The 22124-nt window shown below is 68.3% G+C and carries 20 protein-coding genes, 2 tRNA genes and 1 pseudogene; 5 read left to right on the top strand and 18 right to left on the bottom strand.

Features of this window, described 5'->3' with window-relative positions:
• Positions 1-32: 32 nt before the first annotated feature.
• The 7 genes and pseudogenes from K883_RS16630 to clpX form a co-directional block, all read right to left on the bottom strand.
• Positions 33-1292: a saccharopine dehydrogenase family protein gene (locus tag K883_RS16630; protein WP_036455000.1), complete on the bottom strand. Its 1260-nt coding sequence runs from the start codon at positions 1290-1292 to the stop codon at positions 33-35.
• Positions 1293-1405: 113 nt separating this feature from the next.
• Complete coding sequence (locus tag K883_RS27925) at positions 1406-1975, bottom strand: transglycosylase family protein (protein ID WP_081490074.1); 570 nt, start codon at positions 1973-1975, stop codon at positions 1406-1408.
• A gap of 858 nt (positions 1976-2833) precedes the next feature.
• The gene (mobA, locus tag K883_RS16620) at positions 2834-3442 is read right to left on the bottom strand and encodes a molybdenum cofactor guanylyltransferase (RefSeq protein WP_036428687.1); all 609 of its coding nucleotides are present in this window, start codon (positions 3440-3442) and stop codon (positions 2834-2836) included.
• A 1-nt stretch (position 3443) separates the two neighbouring features.
• Positions 3444-4544, bottom strand: coding sequence for a 2-oxoacid:ferredoxin oxidoreductase subunit beta (locus K883_RS16615; protein WP_008255186.1), 1101 nt, complete (start codon positions 4542-4544; stop codon positions 3444-3446).
• Between the two features lie 49 nt (positions 4545-4593).
• On the bottom strand, positions 4594-6549 hold the full coding sequence (locus K883_RS16610) for a 2-oxoacid:acceptor oxidoreductase subunit alpha (protein ID WP_085976484.1): 1956 nt from the start codon (positions 6547-6549) through the stop codon (positions 4594-4596).
• Positions 6550-6807: 258 nt separating this feature from the next.
• Positions 6808-8050, bottom strand: a pseudogene (locus tag K883_RS16605) (MFS transporter).
• Positions 8051-8093: 43 nt separating this feature from the next.
• Positions 8094-9374 (bottom strand): ATP-dependent Clp protease ATP-binding subunit ClpX, encoded by a 1281-nt coding sequence (gene clpX, locus K883_RS16600; protein ID WP_008255183.1) that lies wholly within the window; start codon positions 9372-9374, stop codon positions 8094-8096.
• Between the two features lie 359 nt (positions 9375-9733).
• On the opposite strand from clpX, the gene mmuM reads away from it, so the two are divergent.
• Entirely contained in the window at positions 9734-10645 is a 912-nt protein-coding gene (gene mmuM / locus K883_RS16595) for a homocysteine S-methyltransferase (protein ID WP_162288431.1), read from the top strand.
• Positions 10646-10666: 21 nt separating this feature from the next.
• Here mmuM and clpP2 read toward each other — a convergent pair whose 3' ends face one another.
• From clpP2 to K883_RS16575, 4 genes are all read right to left on the bottom strand, one after another.
• Complete coding sequence (clpP2, locus tag K883_RS16590; RefSeq protein WP_036454998.1) at positions 10667-11302, bottom strand: ATP-dependent CLP protease proteolytic subunit ClpP2; 636 nt, start codon at positions 11300-11302, stop codon at positions 10667-10669.
• Positions 11299-11889 (bottom strand): ATP-dependent CLP protease proteolytic subunit ClpP1, encoded by a 591-nt coding sequence (clpP1, locus tag K883_RS16585; protein ID WP_008255177.1) that lies wholly within the window; start codon positions 11887-11889, stop codon positions 11299-11301. Before clpP1 ends, clpP2 begins: the two co-directional genes overlap by 4 nt.
• 127 nt (positions 11890-12016) lie before the next feature.
• On the bottom strand, positions 12017-13411 hold the full coding sequence (gene tig / locus K883_RS16580) for a trigger factor (RefSeq protein WP_036454996.1): 1395 nt from the start codon (positions 13409-13411) through the stop codon (positions 12017-12019).
• Between the two features lie 64 nt (positions 13412-13475).
• Positions 13476-13552: transfer RNA gene (locus K883_RS16575), tRNA-Pro, on the bottom strand.
• Between the two features lie 149 nt (positions 13553-13701).
• Between K883_RS16575 and K883_RS16570 the strand changes: the two genes are divergently transcribed.
• Together K883_RS16570 and K883_RS16565 are read left to right on the top strand one after the other, a co-directional pair.
• A tRNA-Gly gene (locus tag K883_RS16570) sits at positions 13702-13772 on the top strand.
• 33 nt (positions 13773-13805) lie between these two features.
• The gene (locus K883_RS16565) at positions 13806-14996 is read left to right on the top strand and encodes a serine hydrolase domain-containing protein (protein WP_036454994.1); all 1191 of its coding nucleotides are present in this window, start codon (positions 13806-13808) and stop codon (positions 14994-14996) included.
• An 8-nt stretch (positions 14997-15004) separates the two neighbouring features.
• Here K883_RS16565 and K883_RS26875 read toward each other — a convergent pair whose 3' ends face one another.
• The 4 genes from K883_RS26875 to K883_RS16550 all read right to left on the bottom strand — a co-directional run bounded on the left by K883_RS26875 (position 15005) and on the right by K883_RS16550 (position 17490).
• The gene (locus tag K883_RS26875; RefSeq protein ID WP_074020979.1) at positions 15005-15364 is read right to left on the bottom strand and encodes a hypothetical protein; all 360 of its coding nucleotides are present in this window, start codon (positions 15362-15364) and stop codon (positions 15005-15007) included.
• A gap of 58 nt (positions 15365-15422) precedes the next feature.
• Complete coding sequence (locus K883_RS16560; RefSeq protein WP_036454993.1) at positions 15423-16229, bottom strand: Fpg/Nei family DNA glycosylase; 807 nt, start codon at positions 16227-16229, stop codon at positions 15423-15425.
• An 18-nt stretch (positions 16230-16247) separates the two neighbouring features.
• Entirely contained in the window at positions 16248-16727 is a 480-nt protein-coding gene (locus tag K883_RS16555) for a ribose-5-phosphate isomerase (protein WP_008255170.1), read from the bottom strand.
• Positions 16728-16866: 139 nt separating this feature from the next.
• Positions 16867-17490, bottom strand: a complete 624-nt coding sequence (locus K883_RS16550; RefSeq protein ID WP_036454991.1) for a mycothiol-dependent nitroreductase Rv2466c family protein — start codon at positions 17488-17490, stop codon at positions 16867-16869.
• Positions 17491-17581: 91 nt separating this feature from the next.
• Here K883_RS16550 and pepN point away from each other — a divergent pair, with 91 nt between their 5' ends.
• Positions 17582-20155 (top strand): aminopeptidase N, encoded by a 2574-nt coding sequence (gene pepN, locus K883_RS16545; RefSeq protein WP_036454989.1) that lies wholly within the window; start codon positions 17582-17584, stop codon positions 20153-20155.
• On the opposite strand, the gene K883_RS16540 is transcribed toward pepN, so the two are convergent.
• From K883_RS16540 to K883_RS16530, 3 genes are all read right to left on the bottom strand, one after another.
• Positions 20156-20623 carry a DUF5130 domain-containing protein gene (locus tag K883_RS16540; RefSeq protein WP_008255165.1) on the bottom strand — a complete coding sequence of 156 codons (468 nt, stop codon included), beginning with the start codon at positions 20621-20623 and terminating at the stop codon, positions 20156-20158. It lies immediately after the preceding gene.
• Complete coding sequence (locus K883_RS16535; protein ID WP_008255162.1) at positions 20610-20837, bottom strand: aa3-type cytochrome oxidase subunit CtaJ; 228 nt, start codon at positions 20835-20837, stop codon at positions 20610-20612. Before K883_RS16535 ends, K883_RS16540 begins: the two co-directional genes overlap by 14 nt.
• A 67-nt stretch (positions 20838-20904) precedes the next feature.
• Positions 20905-21555, bottom strand: coding sequence for an HNH endonuclease (locus tag K883_RS16530; RefSeq protein WP_036428682.1), 651 nt, complete (start codon positions 21553-21555; stop codon positions 20905-20907).
• A gap of 144 nt (positions 21556-21699) precedes the next feature.
• Between K883_RS16530 and K883_RS16525 the strand changes: the two genes are divergently transcribed.
• Positions 21700-22095, top strand: a complete 396-nt coding sequence (locus K883_RS16525) for a globin (RefSeq protein ID WP_008255158.1) — start codon at positions 21700-21702, stop codon at positions 22093-22095.
• The last annotated feature ends 29 nt before the right edge of the window (positions 22096-22124 follow it).

Below are 22124 nucleotides of genomic sequence, written 5' to 3'. Positions count from 1 at the left end.
CCCTCGTGTAAGTGCCCGAACCGTGAGCCGGGTCACCCCGCGAGCCTTTCAACCTGCAAGGACACACCCGCGGCGGGGAACCGGTCCAGCAGCGCGTCGCCCATCGCGGCCGCGGGCGTGAGGACGCCGTGCAGGTCCGGGAGCTTGTCACGGTCGAATGCCAGCGCCATGCCGCACTCCCCCAGCAGCACCGACGTCGCCTTGTAGCCCGGGTCGCCGCGCTGTTCCATGCGCGCCACGTAGCGGGCCCCGGTGCTGGTGGTGGTGTAGGTCTCGATGCGGTAGTAGCCGCGCTCGCGGGCGGCCTCGCTCGGGCCGGTGCCGGGCTTGGGCACGATGCGCTCCACCAGCCGGCGCGGCAGGAGCCGGAAATAGCGGCTGCCCAACCCGAAGGTCGCGGCGCCCACCCCGCCGACCACGGCGGAGGCCACCGGCGCGATCGGCGACGAGCCCAGGCTCATGCTTTCGCTGTAGCGCAGCTGGCGGCCGTAGGCCCAGTCCAGCAATGCGTTGCTGCGCCGCACGATCCGGGTGTTGTAGGGCGCCATGACGAAGCCCGCGGTCCACAGCCCGCTCAGTTCCGGCGCGATCCGACGACCGCGACGCCAGGGCAGATCGGGCTGCGGGCCGATGTCGGGTTCGGCGCCGCGGTCGCTGCTGAGCGTGTACGGGTCGGCGAGTTGGCGGCGGGCCTCGGGATCGCGGGACGCGGTGTCGAGCACCTCCAGCATCGACGCGACGGTGCCGCCGGACACCCCGCCCGAGAAGGAACGGACCACCAGGTCGGTGTCGGCGAGTTCGCCGGCGCCGTCGTCGCGCGCCGCGCGGTACAGCGCATACACACTGAGGTCCGAAGGCACGGAATCGAATCCGCACGCGTGCACGATGCGGGCGCCGGTATCCGCGGCCTGCTTGTGGAATTGGTCGATGCTGTCGCGGACGAACATCGCCTCCCCGGTCAGGTCGGCGTAGTCGGTGCCCGCCGCGGCGCAGCCGGCCGCCAGCGGCAGCCCGTAGCGCGTGTAGGGCCCGACCGTGGTGATGACGACCTGGGTCCGCGCCGCCATCTCGTTCAGCGTCGAGGGCGATGCGGCGTCCGCGTTCAGGACGGGCCACGACCGCGCGGTTTCGCTCAGCGTGTCGCGGACGGCGCGCAGCCGGTCGGGCGACCGGCCGGCCAGGGCGATCCGTTTGTCCGGTGCCGAGCGGGCCAGGTATTCGGCGGTGAGCTTCCCGACGAAGCCGGTCGCCCCGTACAGCACAATGTCGAATTCGCGCGGCGTTGCGGTCACGGGCCCGACGCTACCCGACTACGGGGGTGGCGACTGCTGGAGATAAGGAGTGCCGGGCACGGGGCCCGGCACTCCTTATATGTACGGCTTATATGTCTGCCAGAAGCCGTCGGTCAGCCGCGGCGTCCGCACACCGGCCAGGCGCCGATGCCCTGCGAATGCAGCACGTTCTCCGCGACGCGGATCTGCTCCTCGCGGCTCGCGCCGGACGGGGAGCCGCTACCGCCGTTCGCGCGCCAGGTGCTGGGCGTGAACTGCAGGCCACCCGCGTAGCCGTTGCCGGTGCTGATGCTCCAGTTACCGCCCGACTCGCACTGCGCGATGGCGTCCCAGTTGACGCTGTACGCCCTGACGGGCGGGGGCGGCGGGACGTCCGGGCCAGGAGGCGGCGGAACGTTCGGGTCGAAGCCCACGGGCGCCGGCGGGGCATCCGGAGCCGGAGGGGCGTCCGGGGCCGGGGGCGGAGGCGCGTCCGGGGCCGGGGGCAGGGCTTCCGGGGCCGGAGGCGCGTCCGGCGCCGGGGCGTCCGGCGCGGGGGCGTCCGGCGCGGGGGCGTCCGGGGCGGCAGCAGGAATGTTCGGGTCGAAGCTCACCGCTTCGTCTGCGTGGGCGGTGGCCGACGGGATGGTCACGAGCGTGCCCGTGACCGCGGCAAGCATGAGCGTCTTACGGACGTTCTGCAATATCTTTCCTTTCGCTGCGCGCGCGCCAAAGCAAGCCCACGCAGGTGGGCTGAAGGTGTTGGCTTGAATGCCTGCTTTGGAACGTGCCGTCTGGGTCAGGCACGACAGCGGCGGGCCAGGTATGCCCGGCGGGTTGTCACCCACCGACCACGGTTGGGCTCTCGCCGTCCGTGGCGCCGCTCACACGCGGGTCTGTGGATTCAGTTTTGTTGATTACTTTTCCGTAACCCGTTGCGGGCTAACAGGGACCGTAGAGAACACCGGCGCGTTCGTCATCTTCGGAAATCGCAGATCTCGTTTCGGTAACGACGCGATCACGCGGTGATAGCAGGCCTATTCACGCAGGTCACGGTCGAATTTTCGGCGCGGGCACGTCGGCCGGATCCGCTAACAAATGGTGAGCCTAATCACGCGTATTTTGTGAGCTGGCGCACGATTATTCGGGTCGATATTGCCGATTCGCCGCAGTGACAACGCATCTGCCGTCCCGGTCGGAAGGGGGCGCAGCGTACCGCATGCCGGCACCGCTTCTCACGTCGCCACGCGGGAAAGGCAAGAAAAAGTCGAGAGATGACGAATTGCGGTGTCTTGCAGTGATATTCGTCCGTCACAGTCCCACCCAGCCGAATCGGTTGATGAGACCTCGTGGATTACGCTTTCTGGCAATGACTTTCGCTAAACGTGCTCAGCGACAAAACTTTTCAGGAATGGAGGGCGACTTTGCCGCAGACCGGGATTCCCTGCGGCCAGTGCACCCGGACGGGGCCAGGACGGGCGCGGGCATTTCCGCGAGGAAGCCTCAAATCAACACTGCCCCAACGGATCACGACGGTTCACAGACCGGCGCAGCGGACGGCGTCAGGCCTGCAACTGCGCCAGAGCGCGCAGGTCACTCTCCGAGTTGACGTTGGCCAGGAAACGCGATTCCGGCAGCACGATCTGCTGGGCGTCGGAGGCGTCGATCAAGGCACGCATCGAGCGGGCACCGGCGGCGACCAGGCCGTCGATCCGCTCGGCCAGATCGGTGCGATACACCGCGGCGAGGTAGTGGCTGCGGCCGTCCCACGGCAGCACGATTTCGGCATTGGTCTCGGTGGCCAGCCCGATCAGGTCGTCGATCAAACTCGCTGACAGCAGCGGCATGTCGACGGCGCAGACGAAGGCGAAGCGTGCGCCGGTTTCCGCCGCGGCCCGCAGGCCGCCCCCGGTCGCCGGCAGTGGCCCCTGGCCGCGCACCTCGTCGCGAAGCACGCGCGCCGGCACCTCGGGCAGCGGTTGCCCCGGCGCGGCCATCACGAAGATCGGCTCGCAGCGCTGGGAGACCACCCCGACCACGTGCTCGAGCAGCGTGGCGGCCCCGCCGGGACCCGGCAGGGTCGCCTTGTCGCGGCCCATTCGCCGCGATTCGCCACCGGCCAGCACTATTCCAGCCAGGGACACTGTGGTGTCCGCCACCCGCTCGGCCACGTCAGTCGACGGTCCAGGTGTCGCGGCCCCGCAGCAGCGACTGCAGCGCCGCGGAGTCGAACGGCTTCGCCGACTGGGCCGCCTGAATCTGTGAGCGGGCCGCGTCGTCGTAGGTGGGCCGGTTGATGTTGCGGAAGATGCCCAGCACCGTGTGCTCGAGGTTCTGATCCGACAGCCGCGACAGGGCGAACGCGTAGGCCGAGTTGTCGCTGTGCGCGTCGTGCACCACGATCTCGTCGACGGAGACGTCGGCGGTCTTGGCCACCTCCAGGCCGAACCCGGACTGCACCACGCAGTATTCGCCGTTGGCGCCGAACACAATCGGCTCGCCGTGACGGACGTTGATGACCCGCTCCTCGGCGCCTTCCTTGCGCAGCGCGTCGAAGGAGCCGTCGTTGAAGATCGGGCAGTCCTGCAGGATTTCGACGACGGCGGCGCCCCGGTGCCCGGCGGCGGCGCGCAGCACCTCGGTCAGACCGTTGCGGTCGGAGTCCAGCGCGCGGCCGACGAAGGTCGCCTCGGCGCCCAGGGCCAGCGACACCGGGTTGAACGGGTGGTCCAGCGACCCCATCGGGGTCGACTTCGTGACCTTGCCGACCTCCGAGGTGGGCGAGTACTGCCCCTTGGTCAGCCCGTAGATCCGGTTGTTGAACAGCAGGATGGTGATGTTGACGTTGCGGCGCAGCGCGTGGATCAGGTGGTTACCGCCGATCGACAGGGCGTCGCCGTCGCCCGTGACCACCCACACCGACAGGTCCTCGCGGGCCAGCGCCAGGCCGGTGGCAATGGCGGGCGCACGGCCGTGGATCGAGTGGAATCCGTAGGTCTCGAGGTAGTAGGGGAAGCGGCTCGAGCAGCCGATGCCGCTGATGAACACGATGTTCTCGCGGCGCAACCCGAGGTCCGGCAGGAAGTTGCGGATGGTGTTGAGGATGACGTAGTCCCCGCAGCCCGGGCACCAACGCACCTCCTGGTCGCTGGTGAAGTCCTTGGACTTCTGGGGCTGGTCCTCGGCGGACAAGGTGGGGACCCCGTCGTTCTTGGTCAACTTCGGGGTAACACCGAGGTCTTTGCCCGCCAGATTGCCGATCAGGTCAGTCACGAGCGCCGCTCCTCCTCATCGCTTCGCTCTGCGTCGGCGCCGGCGCGAATCATGCGCCTGCCCCAACCGTTGCCGCCGCCATTCTGGCGACCATCGTCTTGTCGTTCTCGACTTCGGCCAACGTCCCGCCCAGCGCGGCGCGGATGACGCGGCCGATCTCGTCGGCCAGGAACGCGACACCCTGCACCTTGCTGACCGACTGCACGTCGACCAGGTACTTGCCGCGCAGCACCAACGCCAGTTGGCCCAGGTTCATCTCGGGCGCCACCACCTGCGGGTAGCGCCGCAGCACCTCGCCCAGGTTGGCCGGGAAGGGGTTGAGGTAGCGCAGGTGCGCGTGCGCCACCTTGATGCCCTTGCGCCGGGCGCGCCGGCAGGCCTCGCCGATCGGGCCGTAAGAGCTGCCCCATCCGATCAGCAGCAGCTCGGCGTCGCCGGTCGGATCGTCGACCTCGAGATCGGGAACGGAGATGCCGTCGATCTTGGCCTGCCGCAACCGGACCATGAGGTCGTGGTTGACCGGCTCGTAGGAGATGTTGCCCGAGCCGTTCGCCGCTTCCAGACCGCCGATGCGGTGCTCGAGCCCCGGGGTGCCGGGCACGGCGAACTGCCGGGCCAGCGTCTCCGGGTCACGGGCGTAGGGCTGGAACGGTTCGTCGGGCTTGGCGAAGGCGTGCGTAATGCGCGGCAGCGTGCTGACGTCCGGAATGCGCCACGGCTCCGAGCCGTTGGCGATCGCGCCGTCGGACAACACGATCACCGGGGTGTGGTACGAGACCGCGATGCGCGCGGCCTCGAGCGCGGTTTCAAAGCAGTCCGACGGCGAGCGGGGCGCGAGGATCGCCACCGGCGACTCGCCGTTGCGGCCGTACAGCGCCTGCAGCAGGTCGGCCTGTTCGGTCTTGGTGGGCAGCCCGGTCGAGGGCCCGCCGCGCTGCACGTCGACGACGAGCAACGGCAATTCGGTCATCACGGCCAGCCCGAGCGCCTCGGACTTGAGCGAAATGCCAGGCCCCGACGTGGTGGTCACGCCCAGCGCGCCGCCGTAGGAGGCGCCGATCGCCGCGCAGATGCCGCCGATTTCGTCCTCGGCCTGGAAGGTCAGCACGTTGAAGTTCTTGTGCTTGGACAGCTCGTGCAGGATGTCGGAGGCCGGCGTGATCGGGTAGCTGCCGAGCAGGACCGGGATGTCCGCGAGCTGGCCGGCCGCGACGATGCCGTACGCCAGTGCGGTGTTTCCCGAGATCTGGCGGTATTCGCCCGACGGCAGGGTCGCCCGGGACACCTCGTAGGTGGTGCCGAACGCCTCGGTCGTCTCGCCGTAGTTCCAGCCGGCCTTCAGCGCCAGCACGTTGGTCTCGGCGACCTCAGGCTTGCGGGCGAATTTCTCCCGGATGAACTTCTCGCTGGTTTCGATCGGCCGCCCGTACATCCACGACAGCAGGCCCAGCGCGAACATGTTCTTGGCGCGCTGGCCATCCTTCTTCGTCGCGCCGATGGCCTCGACCGCGCCGAGCGTCAGCGTCGTCATCGCGACGGAATGCACGACGTAGTCGGACAACTCGTCGGTCTCGAGCGGGTTGGTGACGTAACCCACCTTGGTCAGGTTGCGCTTGGTGAACTCGTCGGAGTTCGCGATCACCATGCCGCCGCGGGGCAGGTCGCCGATATTGGCCTTGAGCGCAGCCGGATTCATCGCGACGAGCACGTCCGGCCGGTCGCCGGCGGTCAAGATGTCGTAGTCGGCGATCTGAATCTGGAAGGACGAGACGCCGGGCAGAGTGCCTGCGGGCGCGCGGATCTCGGCGGGATAGTTCGGCTGGGTCGCCAGGTCGTTGCCGAAAAGCGCTGCCTCGGAAGTGAACCGGTCGCCGGTGAGCTGCATGCCGTCTCCGGAGTCACCGGCGAAGCGAATGACGACCTGTTCGAGGCGCTGACGGGCAGATCCGTTCGGGGAAGCCCCGTTCTGTGAGTCTGATCCGGCTCCGCTGCCGTTCGGATCCACGTCTTTGCCCTCCATTTGTTCACCGGACAGACAGTTCGCGCAGCTTCAGGTTACGCGTCGGCGAAGGGAGTCTCCGGCCATCACGGTTTATGTCACTGGCGGTACCAATTATGGCACTGATTTTCGATCGCCATGGCCGACTCCGCCGCATCATCTCGGCCGCGTTCGCGGCCAAAAGGCGACGTCAGCGCCGTCTACTGACGAGTAGCCCAGTAAACTGTGGTGTTGGTCACGTCTTGCGCGTTACCCAACCGTCGTTCATACCGTGTCCGCTTCCGGATGCCGCGCCTCCGCCGCCGCTTTGGCCGCCGCCGTTTCCGGCATCGCAACCAGATACAACACGAACCCGGCGCCCGCCAGAGCACCCAAGAACGCGAAAGCGACGTTGTAGCCGGCGGCGACCACCATCGAGCCCGCGACGAGGTTCGACACCGCGGCGCCGACGCCCGTCGCGGCCGTCACCGCCCCCAGGCTGACGTTGAAGCGGCCGGTCCCGTGCGTCACGTCCTGCACGACAAGGGGAAACAGCGCGCCGAACACGCCGGCCCCGACGCCGTCCAGCAGCTGCACGCTCACCAGCCAATAGGGGTTGTCCGAGAGCGTGTAGAGAAAGCCACGGGCGGCCAGGACGGCGAACCCGGCCGAAAAGATCGGCTTGCGGCCCCAGGAATCGGCCTTGGCTCCGGCGACGTAGGCCACCGGCACCATGACGACCTGCGCGGCCACGATGCAGCCCGCCATCAGCGCGGTCCCGACGTCCTTGTTGTGCAGCGCCAGCCGCTGGCCGACCAGCGGCAGCATGGCCGCGTTGGCGAAGTGGAAGGCGATGACCGTGGCGGCGAAGATCATCAGCCGGCGATTGCTCAGCAGGGCCGCCAGCCGGGACGGGCTCGGGTGCGGTTCCCCCGGCGCATGGTCCATGCCCCGGGCGATGTCGTGGTCGATCGCGTCGCCCGGAATCCACAGCGTCGCAACCACGCTGGCGGCCGCCATGACCGCAAGCACCCAGAACACCACAACCGGCCCGAAGAAGTAGGCCAGGCCGCCGGTGATCGCCGCCGCCGTGGCGTTCCCGCCGTGGTTGAACGACTCGTTGCGCCCGATCCGGCGGGCGAAGCGACGCGAGCCGACGAGCCCCAGGGTGATCGCGGCCAGCGCCGGGGCGAAGACGGATCCGGCGATACCGGTGAGCGCCTGCAGCACCGAGATCGAATACAACCCGGGGAACAACGGCATCGCCAGCGACGCCGCGGTGATCGTCAGCGCGCCGCCGATGACCAGCGCCCGTTTGGCGGTGCTCCGGTCCACCAGGGCGCCGGCCGGGGCCAGCGCGCGCGATCGCGCCGATGCCCCCGACCGCCATGACGAATCCGATCGAGCCCTGATCCCAGTGGTGGGTCAGCAGCAGATAGATCGACAGGTACGGGCCGAGCCCGTCACGAACGTCGGCGAGCAGGAAGTTCAGCAGGTCCAGGCCGTGCGCAAGGCGCCGCGGGACCACGTCGCTGCTATCGCGGGGCGTGCTGGGGAGCTCCAGGAGCTAGTTAGGCGCTCTTGTCGCGGCGCTCGGTGCGCGACGGCTTGCGCGGCACGATCGTCGGCAACACGTTGTCCTGCACGGTCTCCTTGGTCACCACGACCTTGGCGACGTCGTCGCGGCTCGGGATGTCGTACATCACCGGCAGCAGGACCTCTTCCATGATGGCGCGCAGGCCGCGCGCGCCGGTACCGCGGTGGATCGCCTGATCCGCGATCGCCTCCAGGGCGTCGTCGGTGAACTCGAGCTCCACGCCGTCCATCTCGAAGAGCCGCAGGTACTGCTTGACCAACGCGTTCTTCGGCTCGGACAGGATCTTGACCAGCGATTCGCGGTCCAGGTTGGTGACCGAGGCGACCACCGGCAGCCGGCCGATGAACTCCGGGATCAGGCCGAACTTGATCAAGTCCTCGGGCATGACCTCGGCGAAGTGGTCGGTGGTGTCGATCTCGGCCTTCGAGCGGACCTCGGCGCCGAAGCCCAGGCCGCGCTTGCCGACGCGCTCGTAGATGATCTTCTCCAGGCCGGCGAACGCCCCCGCGACGATGAACAGCACGTTGGTGGTGTCGATCTGGATGAACTCTTGGTGCGGGTGCTTGCGGCCGCCCTGCGGGGGAACCGACGCCTGGGTGCCCTCCAAAATCTTCAGCAGGGCCTGCTGCACGCCCTCCCCGGAGACGTCGCGGGTGATCGACGGGTTCTCGCTCTTGCGGGCGATCTTGTCGACCTCGTCGATGTAGATGATGCCCGTCTCGGCGCGCTTCACGTCGTAGTCGGCGGCCTGGATGAGCTTGAGCAGAATGTTCTCGACGTCCTCACCGACGTAGCCGGCCTCGGTCAGGGCGGTCGCATCGGCGATGGCGAACGGGACGTTGAGCATCTTGGCGAGCGTCTGGGCCAGGTAGGTCTTGCCGCAGCCGGTGGGACCGAGCATCAAGATGTTGGACTTGGTCAACTCGACCGGCTCGTGCCGCGAGTCACGGCCCTTTTCCCCGGCCTGGATCCGCTTGTAGTGGTTGTAGACCGCGACCGCCAGCGTCCGCTTGGCGGTGTCCTGCCCGATGACGTAGCCCTCGAGGAACTCCCGGATCTCGATCGGTTTGGGGAGCTCATCGAGCTTCACGTCGTCGGCGTCGGCAAGCTCCTCTTCGATGATCTCGTTGCAGAGATCGATGCACTCATCGCAGATGTACACACCGGGGCCAGCAATGAGTTTCTTGACCTGCTTCTGGCTCTTCCCGCAGAACGAGCACTTCAGCAGGTCCCCGCCGTCTCCGATGCGTGCCATGGTGCGTCAGTGCCTACTTCCTCTTCGCCGTTGGACTTCCCTGTCCCGCATGTATTCACCGACGCTACCCGCTTGATCGGGCCCGCCGCGACCATAAACGCCGAATCGCGCCCATGGTATTTGCGAGAGTTCATGCCGCTTCCGTATGGAGGAAAGATATAGCCAGACGGTGCCCGTCGCTCGCGAAAGACGCGCTTTGCGTGTCTTTGGCGTGTCGCGGTCGTAATGCGACCGAGTCCGGCGGCCGCCCGATCCCGCCTCCGACGGAGGTGCCGACCCGACCCCGAGACGCTCACACGAGGCGTAGGCGAACCCCCAAGAAATCACCCTACAGTGGCCACGTGGGTTTGGCCGTGGGCTTGCGGTGGCCCAGCGGAACCGTGCTGCTCGATGGCGGCTTGGCCACCGAGCTGGAAGCGCGCGGCCATGACCTGTCCGATCGGTTGTGGTCGGCCAGGCTGCTCGCGGACGCCCCACGCGAGATCGTCGCCGTACACGCCGCCTACTTTCGCGCCGGGGCCACGATCGCGACGACGGCCAGCTACCAGGCGTCGTTCGAGGGTTTCGCGGCGCGCGGACTGGATCGTCGGGAAACCGACGGGCTGTTGCGCCGCAGCGTCGAGCTCGCGAAGGCCGCGCGGGACGAGGCCGGCCCTGGCGAATTCGGGGGCCTGCTCGTCGCGGCCTCGGTCGGACCGTACGGCGCGGCGCTGGCCGACGGCTCGGAATACCGCGGACGCTACGGCCTGTCGGTCGGGGCCTTGGCGCGCTGGCATCGGCCCCGGCTGGAGACCCTGGCGGACGCCGGGGCCGACGTCCTCGCCTGCGAGACCATTCCCGACGTCGACGAGGCGGAAGCGTTGGTCGACGTGGTGCGCTCGGTCGGGATGCCGGCGTGGCTGAGCTACACGATCGACGGGGCCCGGACCCGCGCCGGGCAACCGCTGACCGAGGCCTTCGCGGTGGCCGCGGGCGTCGACGAGATCGTGGCCGTCGGCGTCAACTGCTGCGCGCCCGACGACGTGTTGCCCGCGATCGCGAGCGCATCGGAGATCGGCAAGCCCGTCATCGTCTATCCGAACAGCGGCGAACGCTGGGACGGTCGCGCGTGGGTCGGCCCGCGCACGTTCGCGACGGGGCTTGCGGCGCAGTGGGTTTCGGCGGGCGCCCGCATTGTCGGCGGCTGCTGCCGGGTCGGCCCGGCGGACATCGCCGAGCTGGCCCCCTTGCGCCGAGCGTGCAATCAGAAATCAGCCAAAAACTCGCCGTGAGTGCACGCTCGGCGAAATTGGCTAGGCGCTCTGGGCGGAAAGCTTCCGGTACTCCAGCACGGTGTCGATGATCCCGTAGTCCTTGGCCTCTTCGGCCGTCAGGATCTTGTCCCGGTCGGTGTCCTTGCGGACCGTCGCGGCGTCCTTGCCGGTGTGGCGGGCCAGCGTGGTCTCCATCAAGGTGCGCATCCGCTCGATCTCGGCGGCCTGGATTTCCAGGTCGGAGAACTGTCCCTGGATGACGCCCTGCAGCGAAGGCTGGTGAATCAGCACCCGGGCGTTGGGCAGCGCCATCCGCTTGCCCGGGGTCCCGGCGGCCAGCAGCACCGCGGCCGCCGAGGCGGCCTGCCCCAGGCACACCGTCTGGATGTCGGCGCGCACGTACTGCATGGTGTCGTAAATCGCCATCAACGAGGTGAATCCGCCGCCGGGCGAGTTGATGTACATGGTGATGTCGCGGTCGGGGTCCAGCGACTCGAGCACCAGCAACTGCGCCATGATGTCGTTCGCCGACGCGTCGTCCACCTGGACGCCGAGAAAGATGATGCGTTCCTCGAACAGCTTGTTGTAGGGATTCGACTCCTTGACACCGAAGCTGGAGTGCTCGATGAACGACGGCAGGATGTAGCGCGCCTGGGGCTGGGTTTCGGCGTTCACTGGGCTTCTCCATTGGTGATGTGGGCGGCGCGGGTGATGATGTGGTCGACGAAGCCGTATTCCAGGGCTTCCTGCGCGGTGAACCAGCGGTCGCGGTCGGAATCCGCCTCGATGCGTTCGATCGACTGGCCGGTGAATTCGGCGTTCAGCCGGAACATTTCCTTCTTGATGACGTGGAACTGCTCGGCCTGAATGGCGATGTCCGCCGCGCTCCCGGTCACCCCGCCCAGCGGCTGGTGCATCAGGATGCGGGCGTGCGGCAGCGCGTACCGCTTGCCCTTGGTGCCCGCGGCCAACAGGAACTCGCCCATCGAGGCGGCCATGCCCATCGCGTAGGTGGCGATGTCGCACGGCGCCAGCACCATGGTGTCGTAGATCGCCATGCCGGCACTGATCGAGCCGCCGGGCGAGTTGATGTAGAGCGAGATGTCTTTGGTGGAGTCCTCGGCGGCGAGCAGCAGAATCTGCGCGCACAGCCGATTGGCGATTTCGTCGCTCACCTCCGAACCCAGGAAGATGATGCGCTCGGACAGCAAGCGCTCATAGACGGAGTCCGTGAGGTTGAGACCCTGCGAGTTTGAACGCATGTCAGTCACGACCGGGGTACCTGCTTTCTGTCAGATCTGTCTTCACCGACACTAACCAACCGGGCCCGCCGTTTCGCGGCCACGCGCCCCTGAAACGGGCGCGTTCGCTCACAGCGTCATCGCGCGGTCACTCCTCGCCGTCGGCCTTCGTGGATTCTTCGGCGTCACCGGAGACGTCATCGGCGGCCTCGTCCGCCCCCGCGCGCTTGCCGAAGAACTCGTCGGTGTCGACGGTGTTTCCGGCGGTGTCGGTGACCGACGCCGCGCGGATCACCTCGGCGATGGCCAGCGCCCGGCGCACATCGGCGAACATGGCCGGCAGCTGGTTGTTCTCCTGCAGGTAGGCCACGAGCTGCTGGGGCTCGATGCCGTACTGGCGCGACGTGGCCACCAGCCGCTCGGTCAGGTCGTCCTGGCCGACCTGGACCTCGAGCTCGTCGGCGAGCGCGTCGAGGAGCAGCTGCCGTTTGACGTCGGTCTCGGCGGCGGTGCGTGTCTCGGTCTCGAACTCCTCGCGCGACTTCCCTTGCTGGGCGAGCACCTCGTCGAGCTTGGATTCGTCGTGGTCGAGGCTGTGCAGGGCGTTGTGCAGCGCGCTGTCGACCTGCGCCTTCACGATCGCTTCGGGCAGCGGGATGTCGACCTGCTCGAGCAGCGTGTCGATCGCGGCGTCGCGGATGGCTTCGGCCTGCTGCGCCCGCTTGGTCCGGCCGACCTGCTCGCGCAGGTTGGACCGCAGCTCCTCGATGGTGTCGAATTCGCTGGCCAATTGGGCGAACTCGTCGTCGGGCTCGGGCAGCTCGCGCTGTTTGACCGACTTGACCGTGACGGTCACCTGCGCGTCCTTGCCCAAGTGCTCGCCGGTGGCCAACTGCGCGGTGAACTCCTTGGATTCGTCGACGGACAACCCGACCAGCGCCTCGTCGAGGCCCGCGATGAGCCGGCCGGAGCCGACCTCGTGGGACAGCCCCTGCGCGGTGGCGCCCGGCACCTCTTCGCCGTCGATGGTGGCCGACAGGTCGATGGAGACGAAGTCGCCGTCGGCGACCGGCCGGTCCACCCCGGTCAGGGTGCCGAATCGAGCCCGCAGGGACTGCAGTTCGGCGTCGACGTCGTCGTCACTGACCTCGATCGGGTCCACCGAGATGGTCAGCGAACCCGGGTCGGGCAGGGTGAGCTTGGGCCGGATGTCGACCTCGGCGGTGAACGCCAGCTCCTCGCCGTACTCCTTCTTGGTGACCTCGATCTCGGGCTGGCCCAGCGGGTGCACCTCCGACTCGGCGACCGCCTGTCCGTACCGCGCGGGCAGCGCGTCGGTGACGACCTGGTCGAGCATCGCCTCGCGGCCGAAGCGGGCCTCCAGCAACTTCGCCGGCGCCTTGCCGGGCCGGAAGCCGGGCAAGCGCACCTGCCTGGCCAACTCCTTGTAGGCCCGCTGGAAGTCCGGCTCGAGTTCGGAGAACGGGACCTCCACATTGATGCGCACCCGGGTGGGGCTCAACTGCTCGACGGTGCTCTTCACGGGTGTGCTCCTCGGTGCTCGTTCCTGGTCGTCGGTGGGCCGCGCAGCGTGCGGCCGGTCGTGCTGGTCGGGGTGACAGGATTTGAACCTGCGGCCTTCCGCTCCCAAAGCGGATGCGCTACCAAGCTGCGCTACACCCCGCGCTGACCTCGATGATCCTAAGGCCCCGCAAAGCCAGGTCCGTCACAGGCTTGGGCGGCGACCTCGCGGACCTCACGGAGTGATCACAAAGCCGCGTCGATTAGATTTGATCTTCGTCGCCAGCTACAGTCACGCTCGACTAAATACATGCGGGCGTAGCTCAATGGTAGAGCCCTAGTCTTCCAAACTAGCTACGCGGGTTCGATTCCCGTCGCCCGCTCGGGGCTAACTATCTGCTCGATAGAGAGGCGCCATGAGCGACCTGACGACGGACCCGTCGATCCATGGCTCATGCGCGTCGGACTTCGTCGGGGTTCGCGACGCGTTCGAGCGCAATTTCACCCTGCGCGACGAGGTCGGTGCGGCCGTCGCGGTGTGGGTGGACGGGTCTCTCGTCGTCAACCTGTGGGGCGGCTGGGCCGACGCGGCCCGCACCCGGCCCTGGCAGCAGAACACCCTGACCACCGTGTTGTCCGGCACGAAGGGCCTGTCGGCCACCTGCGTGCACCAACTGGCCGACCGCGACGAGCTGGACCTGCAGGCGCCGGTGGCCCACTACTGGCCCGAGTTCGCTCAGGCGGGCAAACAGGACATCACGCTGGCGATGGTGATGAGCCACCGCTCCGGCGTGATCGGGCCGCGCACCCGGATGCGCTGGGAACAGGTCGCGGATTGGGACTACGTCTGCGAACAGCTGGCCGCCGCCGAGCCCTGGTGGGAGCCGGGCACGGCGCAGGGCTACCACATGACCACCTTCGGCTTCATCATGGGCGAGGTGTTCCGCCGGGTCACGGGCCGCACGATCGGTCAGTACCTGCGGACCGAGATCGCCGAACCGTTCGGCGCCGACGTCCACATCGGGTTGCCGCTGGCCGAACAGCACCGCTGCGCCGAGCGGATCAACAAGCCGCACGCCCGGGACCTGCTGGCCGACGCGAAGGCGCCGGGCTGGCCGACCAGCCTGGCCGAGCACCCCAAGGCGGGCCTGTCCATCTCGATGGGATTCGCCCCCGACGACGAGCTCGGCTCACACGATCTGGGCCTGTGGCGCGAACTCGAGTTCCCCGGCACCAACGGTCAGGTGTCGGCGCTGGGGTTGGCGACCTTCTACAACGCGCTCGCCCAGGAGAAGGTGCTCAGCCGCGAGCACATGGACCTGGTGCGGGTCTGTCAGGGCGGGCTGGAAACCGACCTGGTGCTGGGGCCGCGGGTCGCCGACCACGGCTGGGGTCTCGGGTACATGCTCAACCAACGCTGCGTCAACGGACCCAACCCGAGGATCTTCGGCCACGGCGGGCTGGGCGGCTCGTTCGGGTTCGTCGATCTCGAGCACCGCATCGGCTACGCCTATGTGGCGAATCACTTCGACCCCACCAAGGCCAACGCCGACCCCCGCAGCCTGGTCCTGTCGAACGCGGTCTACTCCGTGCTGGGTGTCATCTAGCGGCGCCGTTAATGGCCGCCGCCACCGCCGCCACCGCCGCCGTGTCCACCACCGCCGGGACCACCCCCGCCGGGTCCACCGGGACCGCCGGGCCCACCCGGTCCGCCGGGTCCACCGGGACCGCCCAGCCCACCGGGACCGCCGGGTCCGCCGGGGTTGAGGTACGGATTGGGCCCGGGTCCGCGCCAATTGTCGTGGCAATTCCCGGTGTCCCAGTTGTCGCCCCAGCCGGGGTCCCAGAAATCGCCGGGGCACCACTGCGGGAACGGAGCGGGATGCGCCTGCGCGTCGGTCGCGACGCCCAGCCCCGCCAAGCCCAGACCCGCGATGGCGGAAATCGTTGCTGCTGATCGAGCGAGAGTCTTCATGGGGACAACACATGCCCACCCCGATTGAATTCAAACCGGAGGCGGCGATGTTTCGCCATTATTTTTGGCAGGTCGGACACCAGAACACGTTGCGGCCCTCCAGCACGGTCGTGCGGATCGGGGCTTTGCACACGCGGCACGGTTCGCCGGAGCGCCGGTAGACGTAGGTGCGGGGGCGGTCGGGGCGATACGAGGGCGCGCCGTGGTCGTGTTCGGGCCGCACCACGATGATCTTGCCCCGGCGCAAACCGACCTTCATCAGTGCCACCAGATCGGTCCAGGCCGCATCGAATTCGTCCTCGCCGACGTCGCGGCCGGGGCGGAAGGGGTCGATGCCGTGGCGGTACAGCAACTCGCTGCGGTACACGTTGCCCACGCCGGCCATGACGGTCTGATCCATCAACAGTGCCCCAATGGGCCTGCGCGACTTGGCAATTCGCTTCCGCGCCCACGACGGATCGGCGTCGCCGCGCAGCGGATCGGGACCCAGCCGGGCCAACACGTCGCTGACCTGCCCTTCGTCGATCACCTCGCACACCGTCGGGCCGCGCAGGTCCGTGCCGTAGTCGGCGCCGATCATGCGCATCCGCACCTGCCCGACCGCCTCGGGAAACGACCCGTCGTCGGGACGCTCCCATTCGGTGAAGGCGCCGTACAGGCCGAGATGCACGTGCACGATCGGGCCGCCGGCGTAGTGGTGAAACAGGTGTTTGCCCCACGCGCTGGTGCGTTGCAACACCCGGCCGTCGACCGCCGCGGCCGCGTCGGCGAAGCGGCCCTGCGGGCTGGACACCGATACGGGCGCGCCGGCGTAGCGGCGTTGGTGCAGCCGGGCCAGCCGGTGCAGGGTATGCCCTTCGGGCACGCGCGGACCTTTCCAGCGTCAGCCCGCCGCGCCGGGTACCGGCGGGGCTTGGTGGGTGCGTTCGTATTCGGCGAGGATGTCGATACGCCGTTGGTGGCGTTCGGCTTTCGACCATGGCGTGGTAACGAAGGCGTCGACGATGGCGAGCGCCTCGGCCGCCGTGTGCATGCGACCGCCGATGCCGATCAGTTGCGCGTTGTTGTGTTCGCGGGCCAGGCTTGCGGTTTCGACGCTCCAGGCCAGCGCGCACCGGGCGCCGGGCACCTTGTTGGCCGCGATCTGCTCGCCGTTGCCCGACCCGCCCAGCACGATGCCCAGGCTGTCCGGGTCGGCCACCGTGCGCGTCGCGGTCGCGATGCAAAAGGCCGGGTAGTCGTCGTCGGCGTCGTAGGTGAAGGCGCCGCAATCGATCGGCTCGTGGCCGGACTTCGCGAGGTGCTCGATGATCTGCTGCTTGAGCTCGAATCCGGCGTGGTCAGAGCCGAGGTAGACGCGCATGCCCGCAATCCTTACACAGCCACCCGCCGCCCTGGCGGCGGCGACGGCAAGCGGGGCGGCGGCCTACCGGCGCCCGGCCAGCGGGGCGGTCGCAGTAGAACGCCCGCCTGGCCGGGCGGTCGGCGTCGGGCCAGCCCACCTAGGCAAAGTCGGGCTTCTCGTTGCGGCTGCGCTTGAGCTCGAAGAAGTGCGGGTAGGACGCGAACGCCACCGAGGCGTCCCACAGCTTGCCCGCTTCCTCACCGCGCGGAATCTTGGAGAGCACCGGACCGAAGAACGCCACATCGTTGACGTGGATGGTGGGCGTGCCGACGTCATCGCCGACCGCGTCCATTCCGGCGTGGTGGCTCTTGCGCAACGCCTCGTCGTAGGCGTCGCTGTCGGCGGCGTCGGCCAGCTCGGCCGGCAGGCCCACCTCGGCCAGCGACTGTTTGATCACGTCGTCCAGTTCTTTGTTGTCCTCGTTGTGAATCCGGGTTCCCATCGCGGTGTACAGCGGCGCCAGCACCTCGGCGCCGTGGGCCTGTTCGGCCGCGATCGCCACCCGCACCGGACCGAAGGCCTTCGCCAAGCGTTCGCGGTATTCGTCGGGCAGGCCCTCGCGGTTTTCGTTGAGCACCGCCAGGCTCATCACGTGGAAGTTCACCTCGATGTCGCGAACCTTTTCCACCTCGAGGATCCAGCGCGAGGTGATCCACGCCCACGGGCACAGCGGATCGAACCAGAAATCGGCCTTGTTCTTCGCGGGCGCGTTGTCGGGCATGTCCGGTCCTCTCGTCGGTTGAAAGTCTGATCTGCACAACCGTAGGCCTCTCGCTCCTGTTCCCGGTTCGCCCGACCCGTAAGTTGGACACGTGGCACTCCCCAACCTCACCCGCGAACAAGCCGTCGAGCGCGCTTCGCTGATCACCGTCGCCAGCTACCAGATCGATCTCGACCTCACCGACTCCCACGGCGGCCCCGGCGAACGGACCTTCCGCTCGGTGACCACGGTGGTGTTCGACGCCCTCGCCGGCGCCGACACGGTCATCGACATCGCCGCCGACACGGTGCGCGGCGCCACGCTCAACGGCCGCGACCTCGACGTCTCCGGATACGACGAATCGACCGGCATCGAGTTGCGTGGCCTGGCCGACCGCAACGTCGTCGTGGTCGACGCGGACTGCCGCTACTCCAACACCGGTGAGGGTCTGCACCGGTTCGTCGACCCGGTCGACAACGAGACCTACCTGTACTCCCAATTCGAAACCGCCGACGCCAAGCGCATGTTCGCCTGCTTCGACCAGCCCGACCTCAAGGCGACCTTCGACGTGCGGGTGACCGCGCCCCGGCACTGGAAGGTGATCTCCAACGGCGCGACGGTGTCGGTGACCGACGGCCTGCACACCTTCGCCACCACCCCGCGGATGAGCACCTACCTGGTCGCCCTGATCGCCGGCCCGTACGCCGAGTGGAAGGACGCCTACGCCGACGAACACGGCGAAATCCCGCTGGGCATCTACTGCCGGGCGTCGCTGGCGCCCTACATGGACGCCGAGCGGCTCTTCACCCAGACCAAGCAGGGATTCGGCTTCTACCACAAGAACTTCGGCTTACCCTACGCCTTCGGGAAATACGATCAGCTGTTCGTCCCCGAATTCAACGCCGGCGCAATGGAAAACGCCGGCGCGGTGACCTTCTTGGAGGACTACGTCTTCCGCAGCAAGGTCACCAGGGCGTCCTACGAACGTCGCGCCGAGACCGTGCTGCATGAGATGGCCCACATGTGGTTCGGGGATCTGGTCACCATGGCGTGGTGGGACGACCTGTGGCTGAACGAGTCCTTCGCGACGTTCGCGTCGGTGCTATGCCAAAGCGAGGCAACCGAATTCACCGAGGCATGGACCACGTTCGCGACGGTCGAAAAGTCGTGGGCCTACCGTCAGGACCAGTTGCCCTCGACCCATCCGATCGCCGCCGATATCCCGGACCTGGCCGCGGTCGAGGTGAACTTCGACGGCATCACCTACGCCAAGGGCGCATCGGTGCTCAAGCAGCTCGTCGCCTACGTCGGGCTCGAGCACTTCCTGGCCGGGCTGCGCGACTACTTCCGCACCCACGCGTTCGGCAACGCCACGTTCGACGATCTGGTCGCCGCGCTGGAGAAGGCGTCGGGACGCGACCTGTCCGACTGGGGTCAGCAGTGGCTGAAGACGACCGGGCTCAACACGCTGCGGCCCGATTTCGACGTCGACGGTGACGGCAGGTTCACGCGGTTCGCGGTGACCCAGAGCGGAGCCGCCCCGGGCGCCGGCGAGACCCGGGTGCACCGGCTGGCCATCGGCGTCTACGACGATGACGGGTCGGGAAAGCTGGTGCGGGTGCGCCGCGAGGAGCTCGACGTCGAGGGCCCGGTGACGGAAGTCCCTGCGTTGGTTGGGGTTTCGCGGGGCCAATTGGTCCTGGTCAATGACGATGACCTGACGTACTGCTCGTTGCGGCTGGACGCCGAGTCCCTGCGCACCGCCCTGGGTCGCATCGCCGACATCGCCGAGCCGCTGCCCCGCTCGCTGGTCTGGTCGGCGGCCTGGGAGATGACGCGCGAGGCCGAGCTGCGGGCCCGCGATTTCGTGGCCCTGGTGGCGGGCGGCGTGCACGCCGAAACCGAGGTCGGGGTGGCGCAGCGGCTGCTGCTTCAGGCGCAGACGGCGCTGACGTCCTACGCCGAGCCCGGCTGGGCGCGGGAGGAGGGCTGGCCGCAGTTCGCCGACCGGCTGCTGGAATTGGCGCGCGCCGCGCAGCCCGGATCGGATCACCAGCTCGCCTTCGTCAACACACTGTGCTCGTCGGTCCTGTCGACGCGCCATGTGGTGACGCTGGCCGACCTGCTCGACCGCTCCCCCGAAGACCTGGGATTGCCGGGCCTCGAGGTCGACACCGACCTGCGGTGGCGGATCGTCACCGCGCTGGCCACCGCCGGCGACATCGACGCCGACGGGCCCGCTACGCCGTTCATCGACGCCGAGGTTCAGCGGGACCCGACCGCCGCCGGCAAGCGGCACGGCGCCCAGGCCGCGACGGCGCGGCCCCAACTGCAGGTCAAGGAGGAGGCGTGGACGAGGGTGGTCGAGGACGACACCCTGGCCAACATCACCGCCCGCGCGATCATCGCGGGCGTCGCCCCGCCGGCGCAGCATGAGCTGCTCAAGCCGTTCACCGCGCGGTATTTCGAGGCGATCTCGGGGGTGTGGGCGCGCCGGTCCAGCGAAGTGGCGCAGACGGTGGTGATCGGCCTGTACCCGCACTGGGACATCAGCGAGGACGGCATCGCCGCGGCCGACGAGTTCCTGTCCGACCCCGAGGTGCCGGCGGCGCTGCGCCGCCTGGTGCTCGAGGGCCAGGCCGGGGTGAAGCGATCGTTGCGGGCGCGCCGTTTCGACGCCGAGTAGCTAAGCCGGCGAAATGCCGGCGCTCAGCACGCGGATCGCGCTGACCAGCCCGTCCACCAGATCGCCGCGCTCGAATGCCGAGGAAGCGGCGGCCACACCCAGCGGCGCGGCCGATTCGGCGCCGCGGCCGCGGACCGCGGAACCGTAGACCACCTCGATGACCTTCTGGTCGGGCGAGACGGCCAGCAGCACCGCATTGTCCGGCGTCGGCACGTCGGCCAGGATCTCGCGGGCCCGCGCGGCGGTGTCGTTGCCCAGGTCGCCCAGGTAGATCGCGAAACGCGTCTTGGAGGACCGCGACCCGAATTTCAGCGCGTCGTCCACCGCGACGAGATCTTTGGTCGAGAACGGGAACTGCACCGAGAGTTCGCCGGGCTCGGTGACTCCGGAGATCCGTCCGCTGGCGGTGATCACCGAGCCGTAGGGCAGCTCGGCGGGTTCCCTCGTCGCTACCTCACCACGTGCCACTGGCGCCACCTCCGACTGAGAATTCCGACGTGCCGTGCCCCCCATGGCTGTGGCCGACCTCTTCGCCGATGGCGGCCCACAGGATCGGCGGATGCGTCCACTTCTCGCCCAGCTTGTAGGACGCCGGGTGCGGCCCCTTGCGGGACCAGATCAGCACCGACAGCGCGACCACCAGCAACACGGGTATACCGACGATGATCAGGTGGAGATGCATAGGACTCACGACGCAAACCGTATCCCACCAAGCGATCCACCGGCGCGACCGGACACCAGATTGTGGCTCAGGCCGCGCCTTCGCCGAGGTATCGGGCCCAGGCCGGGTCCAGCTCCTTGACCGTCGACAACAGCCGCCAGTGCTGGCCCGTCGGCGGCATCGGCGGCCGGCGCAGCGCCCAGCCGAGCTCGCTGAGCAGCTTGTCGCCCTTGCGATGGTTGCAGGTCGAGCAGCAGGCGACGCAGTTCTCCCAGGAATGGTCGCCGCCGCGGCTGCGGGGCACCACGTGGTCGACGGTGTCCGCCTTCGCCCCGCAGTAGGCGCAGCAGAACCGGTCGCGGTGCATCAGGGCGGCCCGGGTCATCGGAACGCGCGCCCGGTAGGGAACGCGGACATACGAGCGCAGCTGGATCACCGAGGGCACGACGATCGAGCGGGTCGCCGAGTGGATGACGGGCCCGGCCGGGTCGTGATGCACCACGTCGGCCTTGCCGCAGATCACCATGACGATCGCGCGCCGCATCGGCAGCGCGGTGAGCGGCTCGTAGGTGGAATTCAGCAGCAACACCCGCCGGCGACTCCAGATGGAAGCGCTCTCCGGGCGGGCCGGCGGATGGATCTCGACACTGTGCAGCGATGACACGGTTGTGGGCCCGGTTGACCCTGCCGTGGCCACTTGACTACTGCGGTGGCTGCGGCGTCTCTTGCCCTGCGCCATAGATCCTCCGCGAACAGTCCACCATGATTCGCCGCCAATCGCACCCCTATTGCAGGTGAAACGCCGTGTCCAGCCGGTGAACAGCAGGAGCGGCGTCGGGCCGCCGCGGCTTGCCGTCGCGACGATGCCCCACAATGGACGGCGATGGATGAGGTAGGACAGTCCTTCTACGACGCCGTCGGCGGTGCCGAGACCTTCCACGCGATCGTGTCGCGGTTTTACGCTCAGGTGCCCGAGGACGAGATTTTGAGCGAGCTGTACCCGCTGGATGACCTCGAGGGCGCCGAGGAGCGCTTGCGGATGTTCCTCGAGCAGTATTGGGGCGGCCCGCGCACGTACTCGGACCGGCGCGGACACCCCCGGCTGCGGATGCGTCACGTCCCGTTCCGGATCACTCCCCTGGCGCGCGACGCGTGGCTGCGCTGCATGCACACGGCGGTGGCCTCCATCGATTCGGCGACACTCGACGACGAGCACCGCCGCGAGTTGCTCAGCTATCTGGAGATGGCCGCCGACTCGCTGGTGAACTCGTCGTTTTGATGCCCAGTTCTGATGCCCAGCGAAGCGAA

Origin of the sequence: Mycobacterium sp. TKK-01-0059 (assembly GCF_000709305.1) — a bacterium.
GTDB classification, from domain to species: domain Bacteria; phylum Actinomycetota; class Actinomycetes; order Mycobacteriales; family Mycobacteriaceae; genus Mycobacterium; species Mycobacterium intracellulare.
The sequence above is the reverse complement of the archived record's forward strand: the minus strand, read 5'-3'. Positions and strand labels throughout refer to the sequence as shown.

Bases quoted from the DNA above. Each gene is read 5' to 3' on its own strand.
- clpX (WP_008255183.1), bottom strand. From the start codon at position 9,374: ATGGCACGCATCGGAGACGGCGGGGACCTGCTGAAGTGCTCGTTCTGC.
- clpP1 (WP_008255177.1), bottom strand. From the start codon at position 11,889: ATGCGTTCAAACTCGCAGGGTCTCAACCTCACGGACTCCGTCTATGAG.
- K883_RS16565 (WP_036454994.1), top strand. From the start codon at position 13,806: ATGAGCGACCTGACGACGGACCCGTCGATCCATGGCTCATGCGCGTCG.
- K883_RS26875 (WP_074020979.1), bottom strand. From the start codon at position 15,364: ATGAAGACTCTCGCTCGATCAGCAGCAACGATTTCCGCCATCGCGGGT.
- K883_RS16555 (WP_008255170.1), bottom strand. From the start codon at position 16,727: ATGCGCGTCTACCTCGGCTCTGACCACGCCGGATTCGAGCTCAAGCAG.
- K883_RS16550 (WP_036454991.1), bottom strand. From the start codon at position 17,490: ATGCCCGACAACGCGCCCGCGAAGAACAAGGCCGATTTCTGGTTCGAT.
- K883_RS16535 (WP_008255162.1), bottom strand. From the start codon at position 20,837: ATGCATCTCCACCTGATCATCGTCGGTATACCCGTGTTGCTGGTGGTC.
- K883_RS16530 (WP_036428682.1), bottom strand. From the start codon at position 21,555: ATGGCGCAGGGCAAGAGACGCCGCAGCCACCGCAGTAGTCAAGTGGCC.
- K883_RS16525 (WP_008255158.1), top strand. From the start codon at position 21,700: ATGGATGAGGTAGGACAGTCCTTCTACGACGCCGTCGGCGGTGCCGAG.